17 protein-coding genes are annotated in these 17,207 nt (G+C 40.6%); 10 read left to right on the top strand and 7 right to left on the bottom strand.

What is annotated here, in order from left to right; genetic code table 11:
* Positions 1-19: 19 nt before the first annotated feature.
* Positions 20-862, top strand: a complete 843-nt coding sequence (locus ABD930_RS10885) for a universal stress protein (RefSeq protein ID WP_345231744.1) — start codon at positions 20-22, stop codon at positions 860-862.
* Between the two features lie 63 nt (positions 863-925).
* Complete coding sequence (locus ABD930_RS10880) at positions 926-1,513, top strand: flavodoxin family protein (protein ID WP_345231743.1); 588 nt, start codon at positions 926-928, stop codon at positions 1,511-1,513.
* A 293-nt stretch (positions 1,514-1,806) separates the two neighbouring features.
* On the opposite strand, the gene ABD930_RS10875 is transcribed toward ABD930_RS10880, so the two are convergent.
* Positions 1,807-2,499: a porin family protein gene (locus ABD930_RS10875; RefSeq protein WP_345231742.1), complete on the bottom strand. Its 693-nt coding sequence runs from the start codon at positions 2,497-2,499 to the stop codon at positions 1,807-1,809.
* A gap of 84 nt (positions 2,500-2,583) precedes the next feature.
* On the bottom strand, positions 2,584-4,932 hold the full coding sequence (locus ABD930_RS10870; RefSeq protein WP_345231741.1) for a mechanosensitive ion channel family protein: 2,349 nt from the start codon (positions 4,930-4,932) through the stop codon (positions 2,584-2,586).
* Positions 4,933-5,171: 239 nt separating this feature from the next.
* On the opposite strand from ABD930_RS10870, the gene ABD930_RS10865 reads away from it, so the two are divergent.
* Together ABD930_RS10865 and ABD930_RS10860 are read left to right on the top strand one after the other, a co-directional pair.
* The gene (locus tag ABD930_RS10865) at positions 5,172-5,810 is read left to right on the top strand and encodes a hypothetical protein (protein ID WP_345231740.1); all 639 of its coding nucleotides are present in this window, start codon (positions 5,172-5,174) and stop codon (positions 5,808-5,810) included.
* Between the two features lie 14 nt (positions 5,811-5,824).
* Positions 5,825-6,364 carry a thioredoxin family protein gene (locus tag ABD930_RS10860; protein ID WP_345231739.1) on the top strand — a complete coding sequence of 180 codons (540 nt, stop codon included), beginning with the start codon at positions 5,825-5,827 and terminating at the stop codon, positions 6,362-6,364.
* Positions 6,365-6,463: 99 nt separating this feature from the next.
* On the opposite strand, the gene ABD930_RS10855 is transcribed toward ABD930_RS10860, so the two are convergent.
* Complete coding sequence (locus tag ABD930_RS10855; protein WP_345231826.1) at positions 6,464-6,697, bottom strand: GNAT family N-acetyltransferase; 234 nt, start codon at positions 6,695-6,697, stop codon at positions 6,464-6,466.
* 96 nt (positions 6,698-6,793) lie between these two features.
* On the opposite strand from ABD930_RS10855, the gene ABD930_RS10850 reads away from it, so the two are divergent.
* On the top strand, positions 6,794-8,182 hold the full coding sequence (locus tag ABD930_RS10850; protein ID WP_345231738.1) for a discoidin domain-containing protein: 1,389 nt from the start codon (positions 6,794-6,796) through the stop codon (positions 8,180-8,182).
* A gap of 192 nt (positions 8,183-8,374) precedes the next feature.
* Here the strand turns inward: ABD930_RS10850 and ABD930_RS10845 are convergent, their stop codons facing one another.
* Positions 8,375-8,944: an NAD(P)H-dependent oxidoreductase gene (locus tag ABD930_RS10845; RefSeq protein ID WP_345231737.1), complete on the bottom strand. Its 570-nt coding sequence runs from the start codon at positions 8,942-8,944 to the stop codon at positions 8,375-8,377.
* Between the two features lie 69 nt (positions 8,945-9,013).
* Positions 9,014-9,835 (bottom strand): helix-turn-helix domain-containing protein, encoded by an 822-nt coding sequence (locus ABD930_RS10840; RefSeq protein ID WP_345231736.1) that lies wholly within the window; start codon positions 9,833-9,835, stop codon positions 9,014-9,016.
* A 225-nt stretch (positions 9,836-10,060) separates the two neighbouring features.
* Here ABD930_RS10840 and ABD930_RS10835 point away from each other — a divergent pair, with 225 nt between their 5' ends.
* From ABD930_RS10835 to ABD930_RS10815, 5 genes are all read left to right on the top strand, one after another.
* Positions 10,061-10,468: a GNAT family N-acetyltransferase gene (locus ABD930_RS10835; protein WP_345231735.1), complete on the top strand. Its 408-nt coding sequence runs from the start codon at positions 10,061-10,063 to the stop codon at positions 10,466-10,468.
* Between the two features lie 128 nt (positions 10,469-10,596).
* On the top strand, positions 10,597-11,403 hold the full coding sequence (locus ABD930_RS10830; RefSeq protein WP_345231734.1) for an SDR family oxidoreductase: 807 nt from the start codon (positions 10,597-10,599) through the stop codon (positions 11,401-11,403).
* Positions 11,404-11,459: 56 nt separating this feature from the next.
* Positions 11,460-12,374, top strand: a complete 915-nt coding sequence (locus ABD930_RS10825) for a helix-turn-helix domain-containing protein (protein ID WP_345231733.1) — start codon at positions 11,460-11,462, stop codon at positions 12,372-12,374.
* A 375-nt stretch (positions 12,375-12,749) separates the two neighbouring features.
* Positions 12,750-15,146, top strand: a complete 2,397-nt coding sequence (locus tag ABD930_RS10820; RefSeq protein WP_345231732.1) for an ABC transporter permease — start codon at positions 12,750-12,752, stop codon at positions 15,144-15,146.
* 160 nt (positions 15,147-15,306) lie between these two features.
* On the top strand, positions 15,307-15,582 hold the full coding sequence (locus ABD930_RS10815) for a VOC family protein (RefSeq protein WP_345231731.1): 276 nt from the start codon (positions 15,307-15,309) through the stop codon (positions 15,580-15,582).
* Positions 15,583-15,590: 8 nt separating this feature from the next.
* Here the strand turns inward: ABD930_RS10815 and ABD930_RS10810 are convergent, their stop codons facing one another.
* Together ABD930_RS10810 and ABD930_RS10805 are read right to left on the bottom strand one after the other, a co-directional pair.
* The gene (locus tag ABD930_RS10810) at positions 15,591-16,622 is read right to left on the bottom strand and encodes a glycoside hydrolase family 43 protein (protein ID WP_345231730.1); all 1,032 of its coding nucleotides are present in this window, start codon (positions 16,620-16,622) and stop codon (positions 15,591-15,593) included.
* Between the two features lie 78 nt (positions 16,623-16,700).
* The gene (locus tag ABD930_RS10805; protein ID WP_345231825.1) at positions 16,701-17,105 is read right to left on the bottom strand and encodes an outer membrane beta-barrel protein; all 405 of its coding nucleotides are present in this window, start codon (positions 17,103-17,105) and stop codon (positions 16,701-16,703) included.
* Positions 17,106-17,207 lie beyond the last annotated feature (102 nt).

The raw sequence follows: 17,207 nt of genomic DNA, 5'->3' as shown, positions 1-17,207 counted from the left end.
AGTATAAAAAAGGAATGCCATGCAAACGATCATCATCACCACCGACTTTTCTGAACCATCCCTGAATGCCGCGAAATATGCAGCAGCATTATCAGGTCCACTCCAAATTGAACGTATGGTTCTTTACCACTCTTATGATAATTCTCCAGTGGTAACAGAAATTCCATTAACCGAACCTGACACCTCAAGTGCGCACGAACAAAGTTTACAAGGGCTTGAAGCCTTAGAAAAGGAAGTTCGTTTATCGTTAGGAATGAATACAGCAGTGTCTATAGAACTTATTACGAATGATATGCCCCTGTTATTGGGTGTTGAGCAACTGGCAGAACAGCGTCGTGCAAGTATGGTAGTGGTGGGTGCCACAGGGAAGAGTAATCTGGAGCAGGTATTGGTTGGAAGTAATACGATAAATCTGGCTTCAGAAAGTAAAGTGCCTTTGTTAATTGTACCGAAAAAAGCACGTTTTTCACCGATTGATAAGATTGTGTTTGCTTGTGACCTCAAACGCGTGTCTCGCAGTACACCTGTAAGTATTATTGGCCAATGGTTGAAATATTTAGAGGCTAAATTGTTGGTGCTGAATGTTGCATTGGAAGGGAAACGCTTTAACCCAGATATGATTTCGGAGCAGTATAAAATACATGATTTGTTGGATGAATTTCATCCCGAATATCATTATACCGAAGGTGATGATATTGTGGATGAAATTCAGGATTTTGCGGAAGATCATCTTGCCGGACTGATTATCACAATCCCCAAAGCATATGGTTTTTTTGAGGGATTATTTCATAGAAGTGTTAGCAAACAATTAATTAAGGAATCAGAAATTCCGCTATTGCTCCTGCGAGAAAGAGCGGAATGAGGAGATCATTAAAACCTTCGCTGGTTTCATACATTTATATTTCACTACATAAATCAATTTCTTATGAAAGCACTTATTTTGCTAACGACGCTAAAGAAAGATAGCAGGTCTAATACAGAGACGTTGGTAGAATTTCTCATACCATATTTAAAAGCTGAAAAAATTGAAACCGAAATTGTAAAAACAGTAGTACATACTGTTTTGCCGGGCACCTATACAAATATGGGAGAAGAGGACGAATGGCCGGAGATTTACAAAAAGCTGGTAGCCGCTGATATGATTATTTTTGCTACCCCTATTTGGTGGGGCACCCATTCTTCAGAAACACAGAAAGTAATTGAGCGGCTAGATGAGGTGCATGATATCGTGATGTCTGGTAAAGCGTCACCTTTAGCCGATAAAGTTGTAGGTATTGTCATTACGGGTGATTCTGACGGTTCCCAACATATTATTGGTACCATTTCCAATTTTATCAATGGTATCGGCATGTTTGTCCCTCCATATGGTACCTTAAGCGTGCAAGCTGAAGAACAGGCAAAAGAATCCAATACGCCAAAAGAAGATTTAATGAAAAAATACGAAATGGAATATGCTGATACTGCTCAAACGATGGCTAAACAGCTCGCGCGATTTGCCTCTCTACTGAGCTAACTAGTCAAGTCATCGCGTCAGGCTTTCTTTTTCAATTATATCAAGCTTATTCATTATTTAACCCCTTAACTGCTCTCTCCCAAGCTGCAAAATCCTGAAGCCAACGCTGCATAAACCACCATCTCAGTGGGTTAACAATAGACAGTTCAATCAACTGATAATCAATATACTATTAATTAGTGTATATTCGGTTTTGATACAGGTGCTGTGCTATAATGAACATAACGTATAAATCACGATCAAGGCAGGCCTAGACGGATAACCTAAGGATATGGTAATAATGAAAAATGATATTAAAATCGGTAACCCAAAGCGATGCCAAAAGATCGGTTCCTTACTGAACTTTCAGGTCTATAATCGGCCCAGCGCGGTTGTAAATTGGCTACGCCTTGTTGTATATCTAACGATAAGGAATACTGATTAAATAGGGAATATCCAATCTTGAAATGTGCTCCATAATCCCATGGCTTGGCATAAACATAGGTATTCATATCACCGTAAGAACTATCGTTTTGAAACGCAATGTCTCCCTTTCCATCAATCATGATATCGCCAATGAGTACCGACCCACTCGTGGTCCATTTGCCCCCTGTTCCATAGCCTAGGTACGGACCTGCAGCCAATAAAAGATTGCCTGGGCCAATTCTTGGGCTATATAGGAGATCGATAGGGAGTTCCAAATACGAAACCTTCGCTTCAAAATCACTGCCCCAACCAATATGCGATGAACCCTTCTGTTGAAAGCCTCGTTTTGCGTATACCAACATCGGCTGAAGCGCGAACTGATCGGATAAATGAATTCCTGCACCCAAGCCAAAATAGATGCCGGGTACCGAAGATGTATTTGCCTTATTACCATGCTGGTCTTTGGCCGTAACATTCGCATAATTTAGCCCAGCGTTAACATTCCATTTTACTTGTGCAAAACTATTGGCGCTTATTATCATAATAAGTGCAAGTTGGGAAAGAAATTTGTTCATATCCATAGGGACGAGTATTTAGGATCTTGATTAGTGATGATAACCATTGTTTTTATAGCATACGTTAAAATCACCTCATACGCTACAAGCCTATACACTCACCATAGTAATTCCCTCTGCCGCCAATGCTTGATTCAAATGCGCAATAAGCTGACTCCTAAATATTTCTTCATTGTAAATATGTACAATCCAGGCATTCAATTTCAGCCTTATCGCATTGTCTTCCACACCATTGTACAGCATTTCTATTTCTGAGTTTTCCATAAGGTAGTCTATTTTGCCGGTTACATCATGCAAGACACGCTTAATGACGTCCATGTCCGTATCTTTAGCAACTTTAATGCTCACGCTTGTTCTGCTGTACGATTTGCTCAAAGTCCAGTTAACCAAACGGCCAGAAAGCAAATCACCGTTAGGAATAATTACTTCTGAGCCCTCTTGCGTCAATAACGTACTGGAACGAATACCGATTTCCTGTACACGTCCTTTTTTATCAGCCAGTTCGATAAAGTCTCCTGTACGGAAAGGTTTTTCGAATATCAAGATAATACCGGAAATAAAATTATTGATCACATTTTGTAATCCGAAACCAATACCAACACTAAGAGCACTGATAATGACAGTCAGCTTGTCTAAACCGATTCCCAAAGCACTTACACCGATAAGGAAACCAGCAACGATAATGAGCAGCCGGAAAATCGGCATCAACGAAAGAATGTTACTTCTTTCCGCTGCCTGCGTATAGCCCTTGTCTGCAGTATCACCTAACAAGATGGCAAGGTGTTTTTGTAACCAGTTAGAGATAGCAATGATTACAATACCAACAAGCACATTACCAAAAGTAAACGTAATATTGCCCATATGTCTTGGTTTATCTAATACAGCGAACAACCAGTTGAAAAACTGTTGCACGCTATGTAGATTGATCACCAATACAATAATACTCAGTAAGGCACAGATCAAGGTTAATAATTTCTTGATACTTTGCATGGTTCTTCCTTTATCGAACCGGCTGCTTGCCCCACGTATGCTGACGTAGCGGAATTGTCTTTCGAAAGCCTCCACAACAATATGGTAAAATCCTACTAATGAAATAGATTGGAGAATAGCTACTGCTCCACCGATACTCCAATAGCGAGCATATTCCACATAGCCAAAGATGTTACATAATATTGCGATCACGTGTATAAGGACCAACGCCATAAAAGCATACCTATTAATCTTAAATTTCGTGTACCTACTGCTAGATCCCTTGAGCATCCGATAGCAAATATATAAGGCAGCTAGATTAAGGAATAATGTAAATAAGCGTAAGATCAGGTCAGCATCTACCAATGTATTGGTAAGAATAGTCAATACATAAAATAGTAACAAATAAAATAATGCGCGCTGTTGTGCTTTGCTCATTAATTTATGGAAATCGATCACGAGCAATATAACCACTAACAACTGCGTAAGCTGCACCAACAGGGTAGGGGTAAAAACACTGAAAATGGGTAATAGTGTCAGTAGAAAAACCAATGCTTTTAAAATATCACTGGTATAGCGGTAGTTTGTTCGCCTTTCTGTTGATTGGTGTGCTTGTTTACCTCTCGTATATAACCAGTAAAAGAAAGCTATACTAAGCAGCACTAAAAATATACGGCCCGTCCATTCGGTCTGCTTCACGTATTCGGAAATATCTTTAGATTCTTGATAGCTTGCTTTTAAACTCCCTACTAAATTTTTCTTATCAAATGTGGCTGGTGCCGACCAAATGTTTCTTGCATTTTTTCTCGCTTTTACTACCTGTACTTCATCTTGGCTAGCGGAAAGATCTGTCAGCAATGATTCGTTGTTTAATAATAGTTGCGTCGCATCCCTAACTAATAGGTGTAAAGAATCCAGTTTTTGTGTGGTTTGTATTTCCTTTTGGCGAATTTCTGTATGCAGGTTACTTAGTGCATTGACGTCTATCGAAGTCGGCTGTTGGGAGGTCTCTAAATGAAATAGCGTATCCACAGCCAGCTGTTTCAAGCTATCAGAAACGACTTCCAAGCTAGTCTGATAATTCGCAACAGTAGTTTTAAAGCTACGCAACCTCGAAATGCGCTCTTTTGTAGATTTCCGTAAGAAATCAAGAGTATCCGCTAAGTCCTCAGCATGTAGGCTATCTTTTAGCCGTATAGCTTGGACATGCTGTTGCGCTAAAGTCTGAAGTTCCTTCGCAAGCGACGTTACATTAATGTTCTCCAAAAAGCGGGTATCATATTTACCAAAACGCTGTTTGAGTTGCGTAAGCTTCGTTGTAAAATTAGAGGCTGTATCAACCCTTTTCTCTTGCGCTACCGGCACCAATGTATCCGTATCAAGCACTTCCTGCGCAGATCCGCATATGGAAGTGAACAACAAATAAATGATGAAAAAATAACGTGATAAGATGTGCCCGTATACCTTCATAAATAAATCAGAAATATTTCATAGCTGTAACTGAAATTCCATAACAAACAAATGAATACATTGGTTTTGCTGGTTACCACTTCTACCCAAGAGTCCTGACATTGGTAGCTTACACCAAATCAGCAAACAATATGCTGTCTAAATGGTATATTAACATATGAAACGTGCGTGAATTACGCTGCACAAAAGGATCCGAAGCTGCTAAATGATAACAGCGGATTAATAAACATATTATGCTAATGAAAATCTCAAGAATGTATCCATTCCTGGTTTTGCTTTGCTTCTTATTGTCGATAACAGCATGCCAACATCGCAAACAGCAGGATGATCAAGAAAAGGACAAAAAGCAAGAATATGTTTACACACCCAAAAAGGGTTCGTTGGTAATTACTAGCGAAACGGCCAATCCTGAGGTAGAAAATATTTCCCTATATGGGGATGATGAAAAAGATTCGATAACCTCAGTTGCACCCAAAAACGGAAAGTTTACGCTTGAGGTAAAAGCTATCAAGCTGCATGAAATATATTTTATAAAAGTTGCCGGTAAATCTACAAAACCGGGTACGAGCGGATTAGCGTGGGAAGAGATTGTCCCCGTTTTGGCTATCCCTTCTGTTGAGTTTAAGCTTGTTCAAAAGCCCTTTAACCACGTAGGTTCCATCAGCAAAGTTAACTTCTCTATTCAAGGTGGGGGTGAAGAACAGCAGTTACTCAATAGCTGGCATAGCGCACTGGCAACCCAGGAAGCAGAGGAAGAAGGCCAAACAGAGGAATATGCTATTGGCGGCACAGGTGCATCAAGGTGGCAGGAAAGAAAAAGCTTGCTAAAACCCCAACTGCTATTACCGAAGATTTTATTGGCCAGCATAAGCCTTTGATCAGTTCCCTTTACTTGATATCAAGAGTTGCGAAACAGCGTCGATATGCACCGGAATACCGAAAACTTTTGGAACAAGCATCGGCTACCGTCAAGCAAAGCAAATATGGCGTAGATCTTGCTAAACGCCTAGAACAGATCGAAACAAAGGTAAAGCAATTGGATTTGGAAAAGCAGGTAGTGGCTACAGATACCCGCCTTTCAGAAATTCCATGGGATTCGCTTAAAAATCGTAAATATTTACTTTTATCATTTTGGAATAGTGCAGATCAGGCGTCGGCAAGTACAGTAAAAAAATTAGAAAATGCCGCGCCTGCGTTGGAGAAAAAAGGAATTGAGGTATTGCCCATCTCGATGGAAAGTCAATTCAGTAAATGGAAAAAAAATACGGAGCGTTTAGGTCTCGAATATAATTATCGGATGCGGAATGAAGCACAGCAAGACCTGATCAATATCTTATATCTTTCTGAACTCCCCAGATTGGTCTTAGTGAAGCCTAATGGGGAAGTGATTAATGATGATTTCAGATTGAAACAGCTGGAAGAATTAGAATAAAGATAGTCCTGTATGTGAATAGTTTTTTTAACCATTTTGCAAAGGATAATCGCTATAAATTTAATCAAGATATTATTGAAGTCGCTCAGTAATCTTATATCAATTCAACTGTAATTTCATCATAATATCCGTTTGTTTATCATTACCTAATGTGAAAACATGCTTATCAAAGGTTATAAATCCATTTTTCTTGTAAAACTGTATGGCTCTTTGATTGTCTTCCCAAACACCCAGCCATATATACCTAGTTTTTCTCTGCTTGGCCATAGCTATTGCTTTTTCATAAAGGAGTTGCCCAACTTTCTTTCCGTGAAAATCCTTGATAACATAAATACGAATAAACCACTAACATTGCTCGACATTGATCTTCACCGTGCGGTATAAAGAACAAATGTTTAATTTTTACGTTAAATAATTTAAACAAATACCATGAAGAAAATAAACCTCTTGATTATGATCGCTGTGCTGCTTTCGTTATGCGATTCCTGTAAGAAATCATCCTCGGAAGGTGAGCAGCCGGATGATGCATTGACACTACCACCCCCTCCTGAAACATGGCAGGAGCATTGGTTTGAACATAAACAAGTCGTAAAACGGATATTTTACAATGACCGTATTGCCGTTTATTTTGATGATGATGTAGACACCGTTGCAACGCGGTGGATGTTTCCATTTATTGATAGTGTATGGACGTATACCCGCTCTGTATATGGCGATTTTGGCCCCAGCGATACGACCAACCGCTTATTTGCCATTTTCCATACGGATAAATATGGGGGAGGGCATCCCTTCATGTATTATGACGATAGCCATGATAACCGTAATGGGATCGACATCGGTTCTGGTGCCGATGCCTGGATAAAGCAAACCAATTGGGAAACCAACACCATCATTCACGAAATATCCCACGTGGTAGAATTTATCAGTAAAAATGTGGTAGAGTCGCCTGCCTTTACCGTTTGGGGCGACAGTAAATGGGCGGAAATATTCGTTTACGACGTGTATAAACATCTCAATCGGCCTAAGAAGCTCAACGATGCGTTTAACGATTTTAGTAATGGTACTGACAATTTTCCGCGGGCCAATACGGCTTGGTTCCGGAATTGGTTTTATCCCATCTATACACAGCATGAGGAGGCTAAGGTGCTGAATGGCTTCTTTGAAAAACTAGCCGAAGCATTTCCTAAGAAGGCACATCCAGTGGTAGGCCATGAGTATGAACGGCGCATGAACTTGGGTGAATTTGTGCACTTCTGGAGCGCAGCAGCAGGGGCAAACCTCTCCACTCGAGCGCGATTGGCCTTTGGTTCGGATTGGCTAGACGACTTTGCCAAAGCACAGGCGCAGTTTGGTTCGCTGAAGTATAATAACGAAGATCCCTTTTTTGGAAAAGACCTCTCCGCTGGTGCAAAGGTAACCGTCAGCAAAGAGAACGATAGTGGAGCTTCCGCACCTGAAGGATCTTCGAAGATTTCAGATTTTGACATCCAAACCAAATTTTTTGCCAATGGTTACACAACCGGATTCTGGCTACAGCAGCAGTTCGGCACTGCAGTATCCGCCAATACTTACTTGGTTTCATCGGCTAATGATGCGCCGGATCGTGATCCCACATCATGGGTATTGCAAGGTTCTAAAGACGGGTCGAACTGGACAACATTGGATACGCGTAAAACAGAGAAATTTAATTACCGAAACGAATTCCGCGTCTATACCTTTGACAATGCAAACACCTTTACGCATTACCGACTAAACGTGACAGCCAATGCGGGTAGCCCCGACATCCAGCTAGGCGAATGGCGCCTGATGCAGAAGTAACGTTTACCTACTAACCTTATACTTTCTTCGAAGGTTTTACAGGTATTATACAGGTTATTACCAGATTTTTATCAGGTATACCTGGTGAAAATCTGACGAAACCTGGTGAAAATCTGGTCAATCACCGAAGTAAATACGAAGAAAGTATGAATTACTATAAACATTCGATTGTTTGACCCGTATAAACTGATTTCAGTACGCATCAATAATTTGCTGTTTCCATTGTTCAATGATTTCGGCAGTAGTTCTATCCGCTTGGTCAAAGAAAAAATGTTTTTTGATTTCAAATCCGCAATAGGTATAAATCCCCTTATCCGATGTAAGCGAGAGGGCTACGTCCATGCCGATAGCACGATATTCACCATGGGATTTCCCATGCGTGTTGATGATGACCGCTTGTTTCCCCGTCAACAGTCCCTTTTGCACACCCTGATCATATCGATAAGCAAAGCCGTAACTGAAAACCCGATCGATATATCCTTTCAGGATAGCAGGTAATCCTGTCCACCAAATGGGGTGGATAAATGTCAGGCAATCTGCCCATGCAATGTATTGCTGCTCTATTTCAATCTCGTGGCTCACTTGCCCTTTACGTTGGCCTGCCATGTCTTCCAGGGAAAAAACAGGATCAAATTGAAGCGCATATAAATCTCTGATGACAACATTGTTGCCGTTCTGCTGAAGAAATGTTGCCAAAGTACTTTTAAATTGCCCATTCAGGCTCTCTGGATTGGGGTGGGCATAAATGATTAAATGTTTCATGTTTCCTTAACGTATGTTCGACAGCAAAGGTAATTGGCCGGTATGGGGCAAAATTGTAAGAAAGCGAACTCAGGGTTTGGCTGTACAAATATCCTGTTGAAACTTCAGGTATTTCATCGGACTCATACCGATATAGTACTTGAAATCACGAATGAGCTGGCTTTGGTCATAATAACCACAGTCATCCACAATTTCAAACCAGTTAACACTTCCGTCATGTGAAGCAATCTCCTCTAAGCGCTCAACGGCTATTAAAAACCGATGGTACCTCATCTTTTCTTTAGCAGTGTAGCCAAATTGTCGCTTATATTCCTGTTGGATATGCCGTTCAGTCTGCTGACGCTTGCTCGCTACCACTTTTATGGGGTTCAAGTTTCCGTTGCTGATATGGGTAAGCTGCGTTGCTATAGTCCCTTGCGGATTCAAGTAAGGTTTACAGTATTCAAGAATGAAATCGACCTTTTCGTGCGTATCTTGAATACCATGGAGTACCGTCCATAAGGCGGTAAAACAATTTTCATGAAGCAGTTCATCCGGATGGATAGGTAAATTGACGCCAGCAGCAGCATCGCCAAAGAATCGGTAAAAAGCGTCATCCTTAAAATTAGCCACTAATATTTCGGAGTCTGGGAGTAATGAATAGTCAAACGCCTGTTTTATCGGCCCCAAGACCAAGCACTTTTCTACTATAATTTCAGTGCGCTGCGGAGAATGTATAATCGTAGGGCTTCCAAAATTAAATAACATAATCTTTTGAAAAGAGGGTAGCAGTTTTTTGGTAATCGTGGTTTTCGATTTATTTGCTGCAAAATAAAAGTGCGTGAACACCGCTTCATATGCAGCTGGTACAGGTATCCGGTAATTATGATATTTTAAATCAGTATTCACCATTTTACAGCTATTGTTTTTTATCCATATGTGCTACAATGTCAGCAGTTGCTTGTCTGGTCTGATAAATTCGCCTTAACATCATTATTCATTGTTATTGGTATTAGTGGTGTGGTAAATTTACTTGAATTTATGACCATGTAAAGTTCAGAAAAATTAGTTAAATGACCCCATTTACTTCTTGTGTTTGGTGTTTTCACTATCTTCGTTCATAAACAATCCACCAACATGAATATCAACATTTCTGACACGAAACATATACCCCAAAACCAGATACTGGAGTTGTATAAAGCCAACCGATGGAGCGCTGCTGAAAAGCCCGACCAATTATATCAAGCTTTGCTGCATTCGCATACCCTCATTTCCGCTTGGGATGGTGATCAGTTGCTTGGCTTAGGTAATGCCATTTCCGATGGGTATTTAGTGGTTTACTATCCACATTTATTGATACATCCCACTTATCAAGGGCAGGGCATAGGTCAGCTTATTATGAAAGAAATGAAAGCACGTTATAAAGACTTTCATATGCAAATGCTTACAGCAGATGGAAGGGCTATCGAGTTTTATCAAAAAATGGGTTTTACGAAAGCCGGTGATACCCAATCGATGTGGATTTATGCAGGTAACGAGCATTGAATATTCATGAAATAAACAAACATGAAATTTAAGGTTCTTCAGTATTTTGGATACCATAAAATCTATTTTGGAAACATCAGCCTTATAGCTTCTATAGAACTTTGCATTAGAAAATTAAAACATTCGATATGCAAAAGACAATTTTTATTACAGGAGCTTCTACAGGTTTAGGAAAAGCAACAGCCAAGTTATTTCAGCATAATGGTTGGCATGTCATTGCTACTATGCGTCATCCTGAAAAGGAAACAGCGCTAATACAACTTGACAACGTTACGGTATTACCTTTAGACGTTACCGATTTGGAACAAATTCAGCGTGTCGTCACTCAGGTAACCGCTTCGAACACCATTGATGTCGTATTCAACAATGCTGGCTATGGTCTTATGGGTACTTTAGAAAGTATCAATGATGAAAAACTTGTTCGCCAGATCAATACTAATCTTTTAGGAGTTATCCGAGTCACCAAGGCATTTATTCCTTATTTCCGGGAAAGAAAAAAGGGCTTGTTTATCGCCACGACCTCTATTGGTGGACTTATTGGATTTCCTCTAGGCTCTTCTTACCATGCTACCAAATGGGGATTGGAAGGATGGAGTGAAAGTCTGTCGTTCGAATTGGCGCCGTTTAATATTGGTGTCAAAACGGTAGCACCTGGAGGTATTTATACAGACTTCGCCGGCAGATCGCTCGATATGAATACACATGCCGCATATCAAGAGACAGAAACAAAATTGATGACCAGTTTTGAAGAGATGATGAAGAATGCTTCTACACCTGAACAAATAGCAGAAGTGGTGTATGAGGCAGCTACAGACCAAAAAGATCAAGTTCGTTATATCGCTGGTCAAGATGCGCATGCCCTATATAAGAGACGCTTGGAAATAGGAAATGAGGCCAACCGTAAGGAGATTGGGGAAATATTTCTAGGATCGTAATTAACCAGCATCTGTCCGTCGTTAGGGCGGATGTTTTTTTGTAACTTAGTAGAAAAATGATGTATATCATCCGTTCATTAACTGAATTTCATCGATTGTTAGGTCTGTCGGAACCGCTTCACCCTTTAATAAGTGTGATTCAAGTATTGGATATGAAATTGCAGGAAAATAAAATCTGGGAAAAGTTTACCACAGATTTTTATTGCGTGGCCATTAAAAAAAATATAACCGCAAAAGTAACCTATGGCCGGCAACATTATGACTTTGATAAAGGAGTAATGAACTTTTTTGCACCCAAACAAGTGCAATCCATTGATATTGAGGAAACAATTACGTTTCAACGGGAGTGTGGAGAAGGTTGTATGCTTATTTTTCATCCCGACTTTTTGGCCAAGCATTCGCTTGCTCAAGAGATTAGAAATTATGGATTTTTTTCCTATTCTGTAAATGAAGCTCTGCATCTTTCCGAGCGGGAAGAACAGAGCGTGTTGGATATTTTTCATAAAATAGTGATAGAATATCAGCATATTGATCATCACACGCAACCTATTCTGTTATCGCAAATTGAATTGTTATTAAACTATGGCAACCGTTTTTATGAACGGCAGTTTATTACTAGGAAAGTGGGAAATCATGATATACTGACACGAATGGAAAACCTTCTGAACGACTATTTTGATCGCGAAGAATCACTGAATTACGGACTTCCATCGGTTGAATTTATTGCCAGAAAACTGAATCTTTCTCCTCATTACCTAAGCGATATGCTCCGTTCTATAACAGGCTTGAATGCACAGCAACACATTCATGAAAAAGTCATTGACAAAGCAAAGGAATACTTACTGGCCAGTGAATTGTCTGTAGGAGAAATTGCCTATAAATTAGGGTTCGAATACCCACAATCGTTCCATAAACTATTTCGGAAGAAAACAGAAATGTCTCCTTTGGAATTTAGGGGCGGCGTTAATTGACAGCTTAGGTGTATAGCGCCGATAAATTATCTTGTAAGTTAACAACTTCCCCTATGATGATAATGGCTGGATGTGACAGGACTTGTCTTTACAATATTAGTTTTTGTCTTTCGGTTTTATATGCTTTTCTGTGTTTTGTGCCAATTTCCAGTATAAACGTTCTACATAAGGGATCACCAGCACGATAGCATCCATCAGTCAGGCATTTTTATATTACAGAAAATACAGATTTCAACATATTTATTGTACGATTTCGTACAGTGACTGTCCATAAACGTACATTAATAATGCGGCTAAGATCAATACTGTAGCCAATAAGCCGTTTGGTCCCGATGGCAATGTTCTTGTTGCTTTGATAATAAAATCTTCTGTCTTATGATAAGAAATTATTTTAGGATCGCACTGCGCAACCTTAAAAAAAGTCTGGGATATTCGTTTATTAATATATTGGGTCTAGCTTCAGGCTTAGCTTGTTTTATCCTCATCCTGATTTTTGTGCAGCATGAGCTTTCCTATGATGTATTTCACAAAAATGCAGATCAGCTATATCGCGTGATACAGCGCCGTCCGGGCTCCAATGGAGTAAAATACTGGGCTGCAACTTCGCCCGCTTTAGCCGGCAATATCACACAACAATTTCCAGAAGTGCAGGTTGCCACCTCCGTGTTTCCAACATTTAACCCGCTGCTAAGCTTGGATGATAAACATTTTGCCGAAGAAGGAATTCTTGCTGATGATCATTTTTTTACCGTATTTACGTTTCCTTTTCTACAGGGGAACTCAGCGACAGCACTAAAAGACCCTAACAGCATTGTCCTTACAGCCTCATTAGCGCGAAAGATCTTTGGCGCAAAAAAACCTATTGGTCAGACATTGATGTATCAAGATAAATATCCACATATCGTTACTGGTATTATAGCCGATGTGCCTGAAACTTCTCATCTAACCTTTAGTTATATCCTCCCGGCATCGTCCGATCCGTATTATCAAGACTGTGTCTCCAAAGAACCTTGGTACAATAATGGATTGTATACTTATGTGGTCTTAGCTAAGGGAGTAGATGCCAAACAGGTAGAGAAAGGAATGCGCAGGTATATTGATAAAAACTTAGCTGATTGGAGACCGGAGGACCGCATGACCTTTTTATTCCAGCCCTTGAAAGACATTCACCTTAAATCGCAGCACTTGGCTACTTTTGCATTTGAAAAAAGCGGAAACGACAAATATGTATACCTCTTTTTAGCCATTGGCTTTATCGTGTTATTGCTTGCCTGTGCTAACTATACTAACCTGGCCGTGGCTCGTTCTATTCGACGAGCCCAAGAAGTAGGTATACGAAAGGTAGCTGGGGCATGGCGCTGGCAGCTTATCGGTCAATTTTTGGGAGAATCGCTTATCATGACCTTCTTAGCGCTCATATTAGCCATAGCTATGGTCCATTTCGCGCTACCTTCATTTAGCCAGCTGATGGAACGCCCTATACGAATGGATTACTTAGCCAATCCTTTGCTATTACCCGGTTTACTCGTACTGACTTTGTTGGTAAGTCTTATATCAGGTAGCTATCCAGCTTTACTCATGAGCAGGCTCAAACCAGTCCAGGTACTTAAAGGTAAGCAGGTGGGACTCACCAGCCGTTTTACCCTACAGCGTATATTAACTGTTGGACAATATGCCGTTTCCATCACATTGTTGGTTGGGAGCTTTATTATATATAAACAAATGCAATTTGTGCAGCATCAGCAGTTAGGCTATAATCGCGAGCACGTTCTTACCATAAAAGTTAATGATAAGAATGTTAGCCAGCAATACGCCGCCATCCGTGAAGAGTTATTACGTAATCCACATGTTGTAGCCATGAGTTATTCGCAATCCTTGCCTACCACTGTGATGACCATGCAAAGCATGTCTCGCTGGGAGGGAAGCGGAGATCACCTTCTGCCAACGAATACCACCAGTATTGATTATGATTTTCTTAACGTTTATGGAATCCAACTGGTTGCTGGACGTGGATTTTCCCGCCAGTTCGGAGCGGACACGTTAGGTGCTCCCACTGCGCTTATCAATGAATCGGCAGTAAAAGCATTAGGCTGGACATCAAAAGAGGCTATTGGTAAAGAATTTGATTATTCAGACGGGCGTGGGAGGAGAACCATCATTGGTGTGGTAAAAGACTTTCATTTTAATTCCATCCACCAAGCATTAGGACCACTCGTGCTAACCCTTAATCGAGATCCTAGCGGCTATATTGCTGCAAAAATCCGGCCTGAGAACTTGCAGGGAACCGTAGCACTGTTTGAAAATGCCATTAAGCGCGTTACCCCATATCCTTTTGAATACCAGTTTCTCGATGATAATTTCAATAAGTTGTATAAAAGTGATTTAAGGCTAGGAGAAATGTTTGCCTCATTTACACTGCTGGCCGTTTTTATTGCCTCTTTAGGGCTGTTTGGATTAGCCGCCTATTCCACACAACAGCGTATGAAGGAAATCGGTATACGTAAAGTATTGGGAGCAACCGTTCCGGGAATAGTAGGTCTATTGAGCAAAGATTATATCAAACTGGTATTTATCGGATTTATCATCGCCGTTCCATTAGCTTGGTACATCATGAATTGTTGGTTGCAGGACTTTGCTTACCGAGTTGATATCGCGTGGTGGATCTTTGCCTTAGCAGGTATATTTACCCTAACAATTGCGTTGCTCACTGTAATTTTTCAATCGTTAAAAGCCGCGTGGATGAATCCGGTAAAAACATTGAAAGCTGAGTAATCAGGGTTATTCTTGTTTTTTTTACTCGGCTTATTTATAATTCGTATTTCATTTACTTTTGGCAAAAAACAACTAAAACACAAACTAGGATGAAACGCGTAACAGCCAGAAAAAATCAAGGAATGGTATAACATACATCTTGGTTTAGACACAGATCCTTATGGGGCCAAGTTTGAATGGCCACAAGAAGCAGACTCAACAAAGAAAGGATATACATTATGGACTTCCCGATAAAACCAATTACTTTGAACCCTCATCACAGGACTTTATGATAAATTACCGGGTTGAAAACATGGAGGCCCTTGTAGAAGAGTTAAAAAAGGAGGGAGTAACGGTATTAGATCAAATAGAAACCTACGATTACGGAAAATTCGTTCACATCCTTGATATAGAAGACAACAAAATTGAATTATGGGAAGCTAACGATGAAGAATAGCACCAAACTCATTTAGTACCCGAAGGAACTTGCAATTGTTCCTGAGTTGAAACAGGCGTACCAATATGTGGCGTGCCATCGGTATTCCAACTCATGCGCTGCATACGTGGTGAACGTTTTCCGCCACATCCGTCTCCCGGATGACTATTGGCATGGTAAAGAATCCAATCTTCCGTTCCATCTGGCGATTTAAAAAAGGAGTTATGTCCGGGGCTATATACACCGTTCTCTTTTGAGGTGGCCAATATGGGTAACGGATACTTTTTCCAGTGCCCAGCGTTTAGCAAATTGTCGCCTTGCAGTCTTAAGAGGCCTAATGAATAATGGTCTGTCCAACAGCCACTGGCCGAGTAAACAATAAATAGATCATCACCATGCTGCAAAAACTGTGGGCCTTCATTCACGTATACTTCCGGGCCACCTTTCCATTGCCTTTCCCAATCGAACGTCGGTTTAGATATCCGCACGCGCTCGCCATCTAACGTATACGGATTTTTCATCTTCGCGATATAAATATCTTGTTCACCGTTCTCATCACCTTCCCAGCCCGACCAGATCATGTATAATTGTCCTTTATAACGAAACACATCGCCGTCAATGGCCCATTTATCAGAAGGCGTAGCTAGCTTACCTTTAAATTCCCACTCACCCTCAAATGGATCTTCCGATACGTTTTCAAGCACATACATCCGGTGATGGTTATTGTCGCCATTATCTGCTGCATAATAAGCATACCATTTACCATCAATGTGATGAATTTCAGGGGCCCATAATTCTTTAGAATGCATGGTGTTCGGGGGTGGCATCCAGATAGTTTTAGTCTCCGCATTTTTCAAGTCGGCTAAGCTTTTAGTTTTCTTCAGAATGATACGATCGCCTCCAACACTATTGGTATAATAATAATATCCCTTATAATAGGTACTGTACGGATCTGCACCGGATGGTATTAATGGATTAGTAAAAGCACAACCAGGTGCCTGTGCATGAGCCCATTGAAAAAAAAATAAAAAACAAACGACCAGAACCAGATTTTTTTTCATGCTTACCATGGTTAAAAGAGAAAGGCCAAAAGTACTATTTTACTACTTAAACCACAACGATTGATGAGCATTCATCTTTTAGTTCCTATTACTGGCCTTAGCCTGCCTAGACTGACCTTCACGACCGATCTTATAACTTAGGCTTAGCCGGTAACGGGCACCATTGAATCGGCTCATGCTGGATATAGTGTAGTTCGGAACGGTGACGACACTGCGGTATCGACGGGTGTCAAAGGCATTGGTTACGTCGGCAGTCAGTGCTAACCTATCGTTGAACAACTTTTTATTCAGGCCAAAATCAACTCGATGCATCGCTCTTATACGGCTCTGCATGGTAGCATTTGGCCTATTGTAATAATAACGAGCTTGCAGGCCGATTGCCTCTGGCAACTTAAACTGTGCCGTAAAACGCCCGTTTGAAGTCGTTCCGGTAAAAGCAAAGTCAATATGCTCATAAATGCCGCTTTGTGTGAAACGGTAAATACTGGAGTTGCTACCTTTAGAGCGAGACAGATTTAAGGAGTAATTTTAAATTTGTAGAGATGCATAGAAAATTTGATGATTCGTTTAAGATCATGGCGGTCG

The organism is Olivibacter ginsenosidimutans (assembly GCF_039542865.1).
Lineage (GTDB): Bacteria > Bacteroidota > Bacteroidia > Sphingobacteriales > Sphingobacteriaceae > Olivibacter > Olivibacter ginsenosidimutans.
The sequence above is the reverse complement of the archived record's forward strand: the minus strand, read 5'-3'. Positions and strand labels throughout refer to the sequence as shown.

Excerpts from the sequence above, each read along its gene's own strand:
- ABD930_RS10885 (WP_345231744.1), top strand. The coding sequence starts at position 20 with ATGCAAACGATCATCATCACCACCGACTTTTCTGAACCATCCCTGAAT.
- ABD930_RS10880 (WP_345231743.1), top strand. The coding sequence starts at position 926 with ATGAAAGCACTTATTTTGCTAACGACGCTAAAGAAAGATAGCAGGTCT.
- ABD930_RS10875 (WP_345231742.1), bottom strand. The coding sequence starts at position 2,499 with ATGGATATGAACAAATTTCTTTCCCAACTTGCACTTATTATGATAATA.
- ABD930_RS10870 (WP_345231741.1), bottom strand. The coding sequence starts at position 4,932 with ATGAAGGTATACGGGCACATCTTATCACGTTATTTTTTCATCATTTAT.
- ABD930_RS10865 (WP_345231740.1), top strand. The coding sequence starts at position 5,172 with ATGAAAATCTCAAGAATGTATCCATTCCTGGTTTTGCTTTGCTTCTTA.
- ABD930_RS10850 (WP_345231738.1), top strand. The coding sequence starts at position 6,794 with ATGAAGAAAATAAACCTCTTGATTATGATCGCTGTGCTGCTTTCGTTA.
- ABD930_RS10845 (WP_345231737.1), bottom strand. The coding sequence starts at position 8,944 with ATGAAACATTTAATCATTTATGCCCACCCCAATCCAGAGAGCCTGAAT.
- ABD930_RS10840 (WP_345231736.1), bottom strand. The coding sequence starts at position 9,835 with ATGGTGAATACTGATTTAAAATATCATAATTACCGGATACCTGTACCA.
- ABD930_RS10835 (WP_345231735.1), top strand. The coding sequence starts at position 10,061 with ATGAATATCAACATTTCTGACACGAAACATATACCCCAAAACCAGATA.
- ABD930_RS10830 (WP_345231734.1), top strand. The coding sequence starts at position 10,597 with ATGCAAAAGACAATTTTTATTACAGGAGCTTCTACAGGTTTAGGAAAA.
- ABD930_RS10825 (WP_345231733.1), top strand. The coding sequence starts at position 11,460 with ATGATGTATATCATCCGTTCATTAACTGAATTTCATCGATTGTTAGGT.
- ABD930_RS10820 (WP_345231732.1), top strand. The coding sequence starts at position 12,750 with ATGATAAGAAATTATTTTAGGATCGCACTGCGCAACCTTAAAAAAAGT.
- ABD930_RS10815 (WP_345231731.1), top strand. The coding sequence starts at position 15,307 with ATGGGGCCAAGTTTGAATGGCCACAAGAAGCAGACTCAACAAAGAAAG.
- ABD930_RS10810 (WP_345231730.1), bottom strand. The coding sequence starts at position 16,622 with ATGAAAAAAAATCTGGTTCTGGTCGTTTGTTTTTTATTTTTTTTTCAA.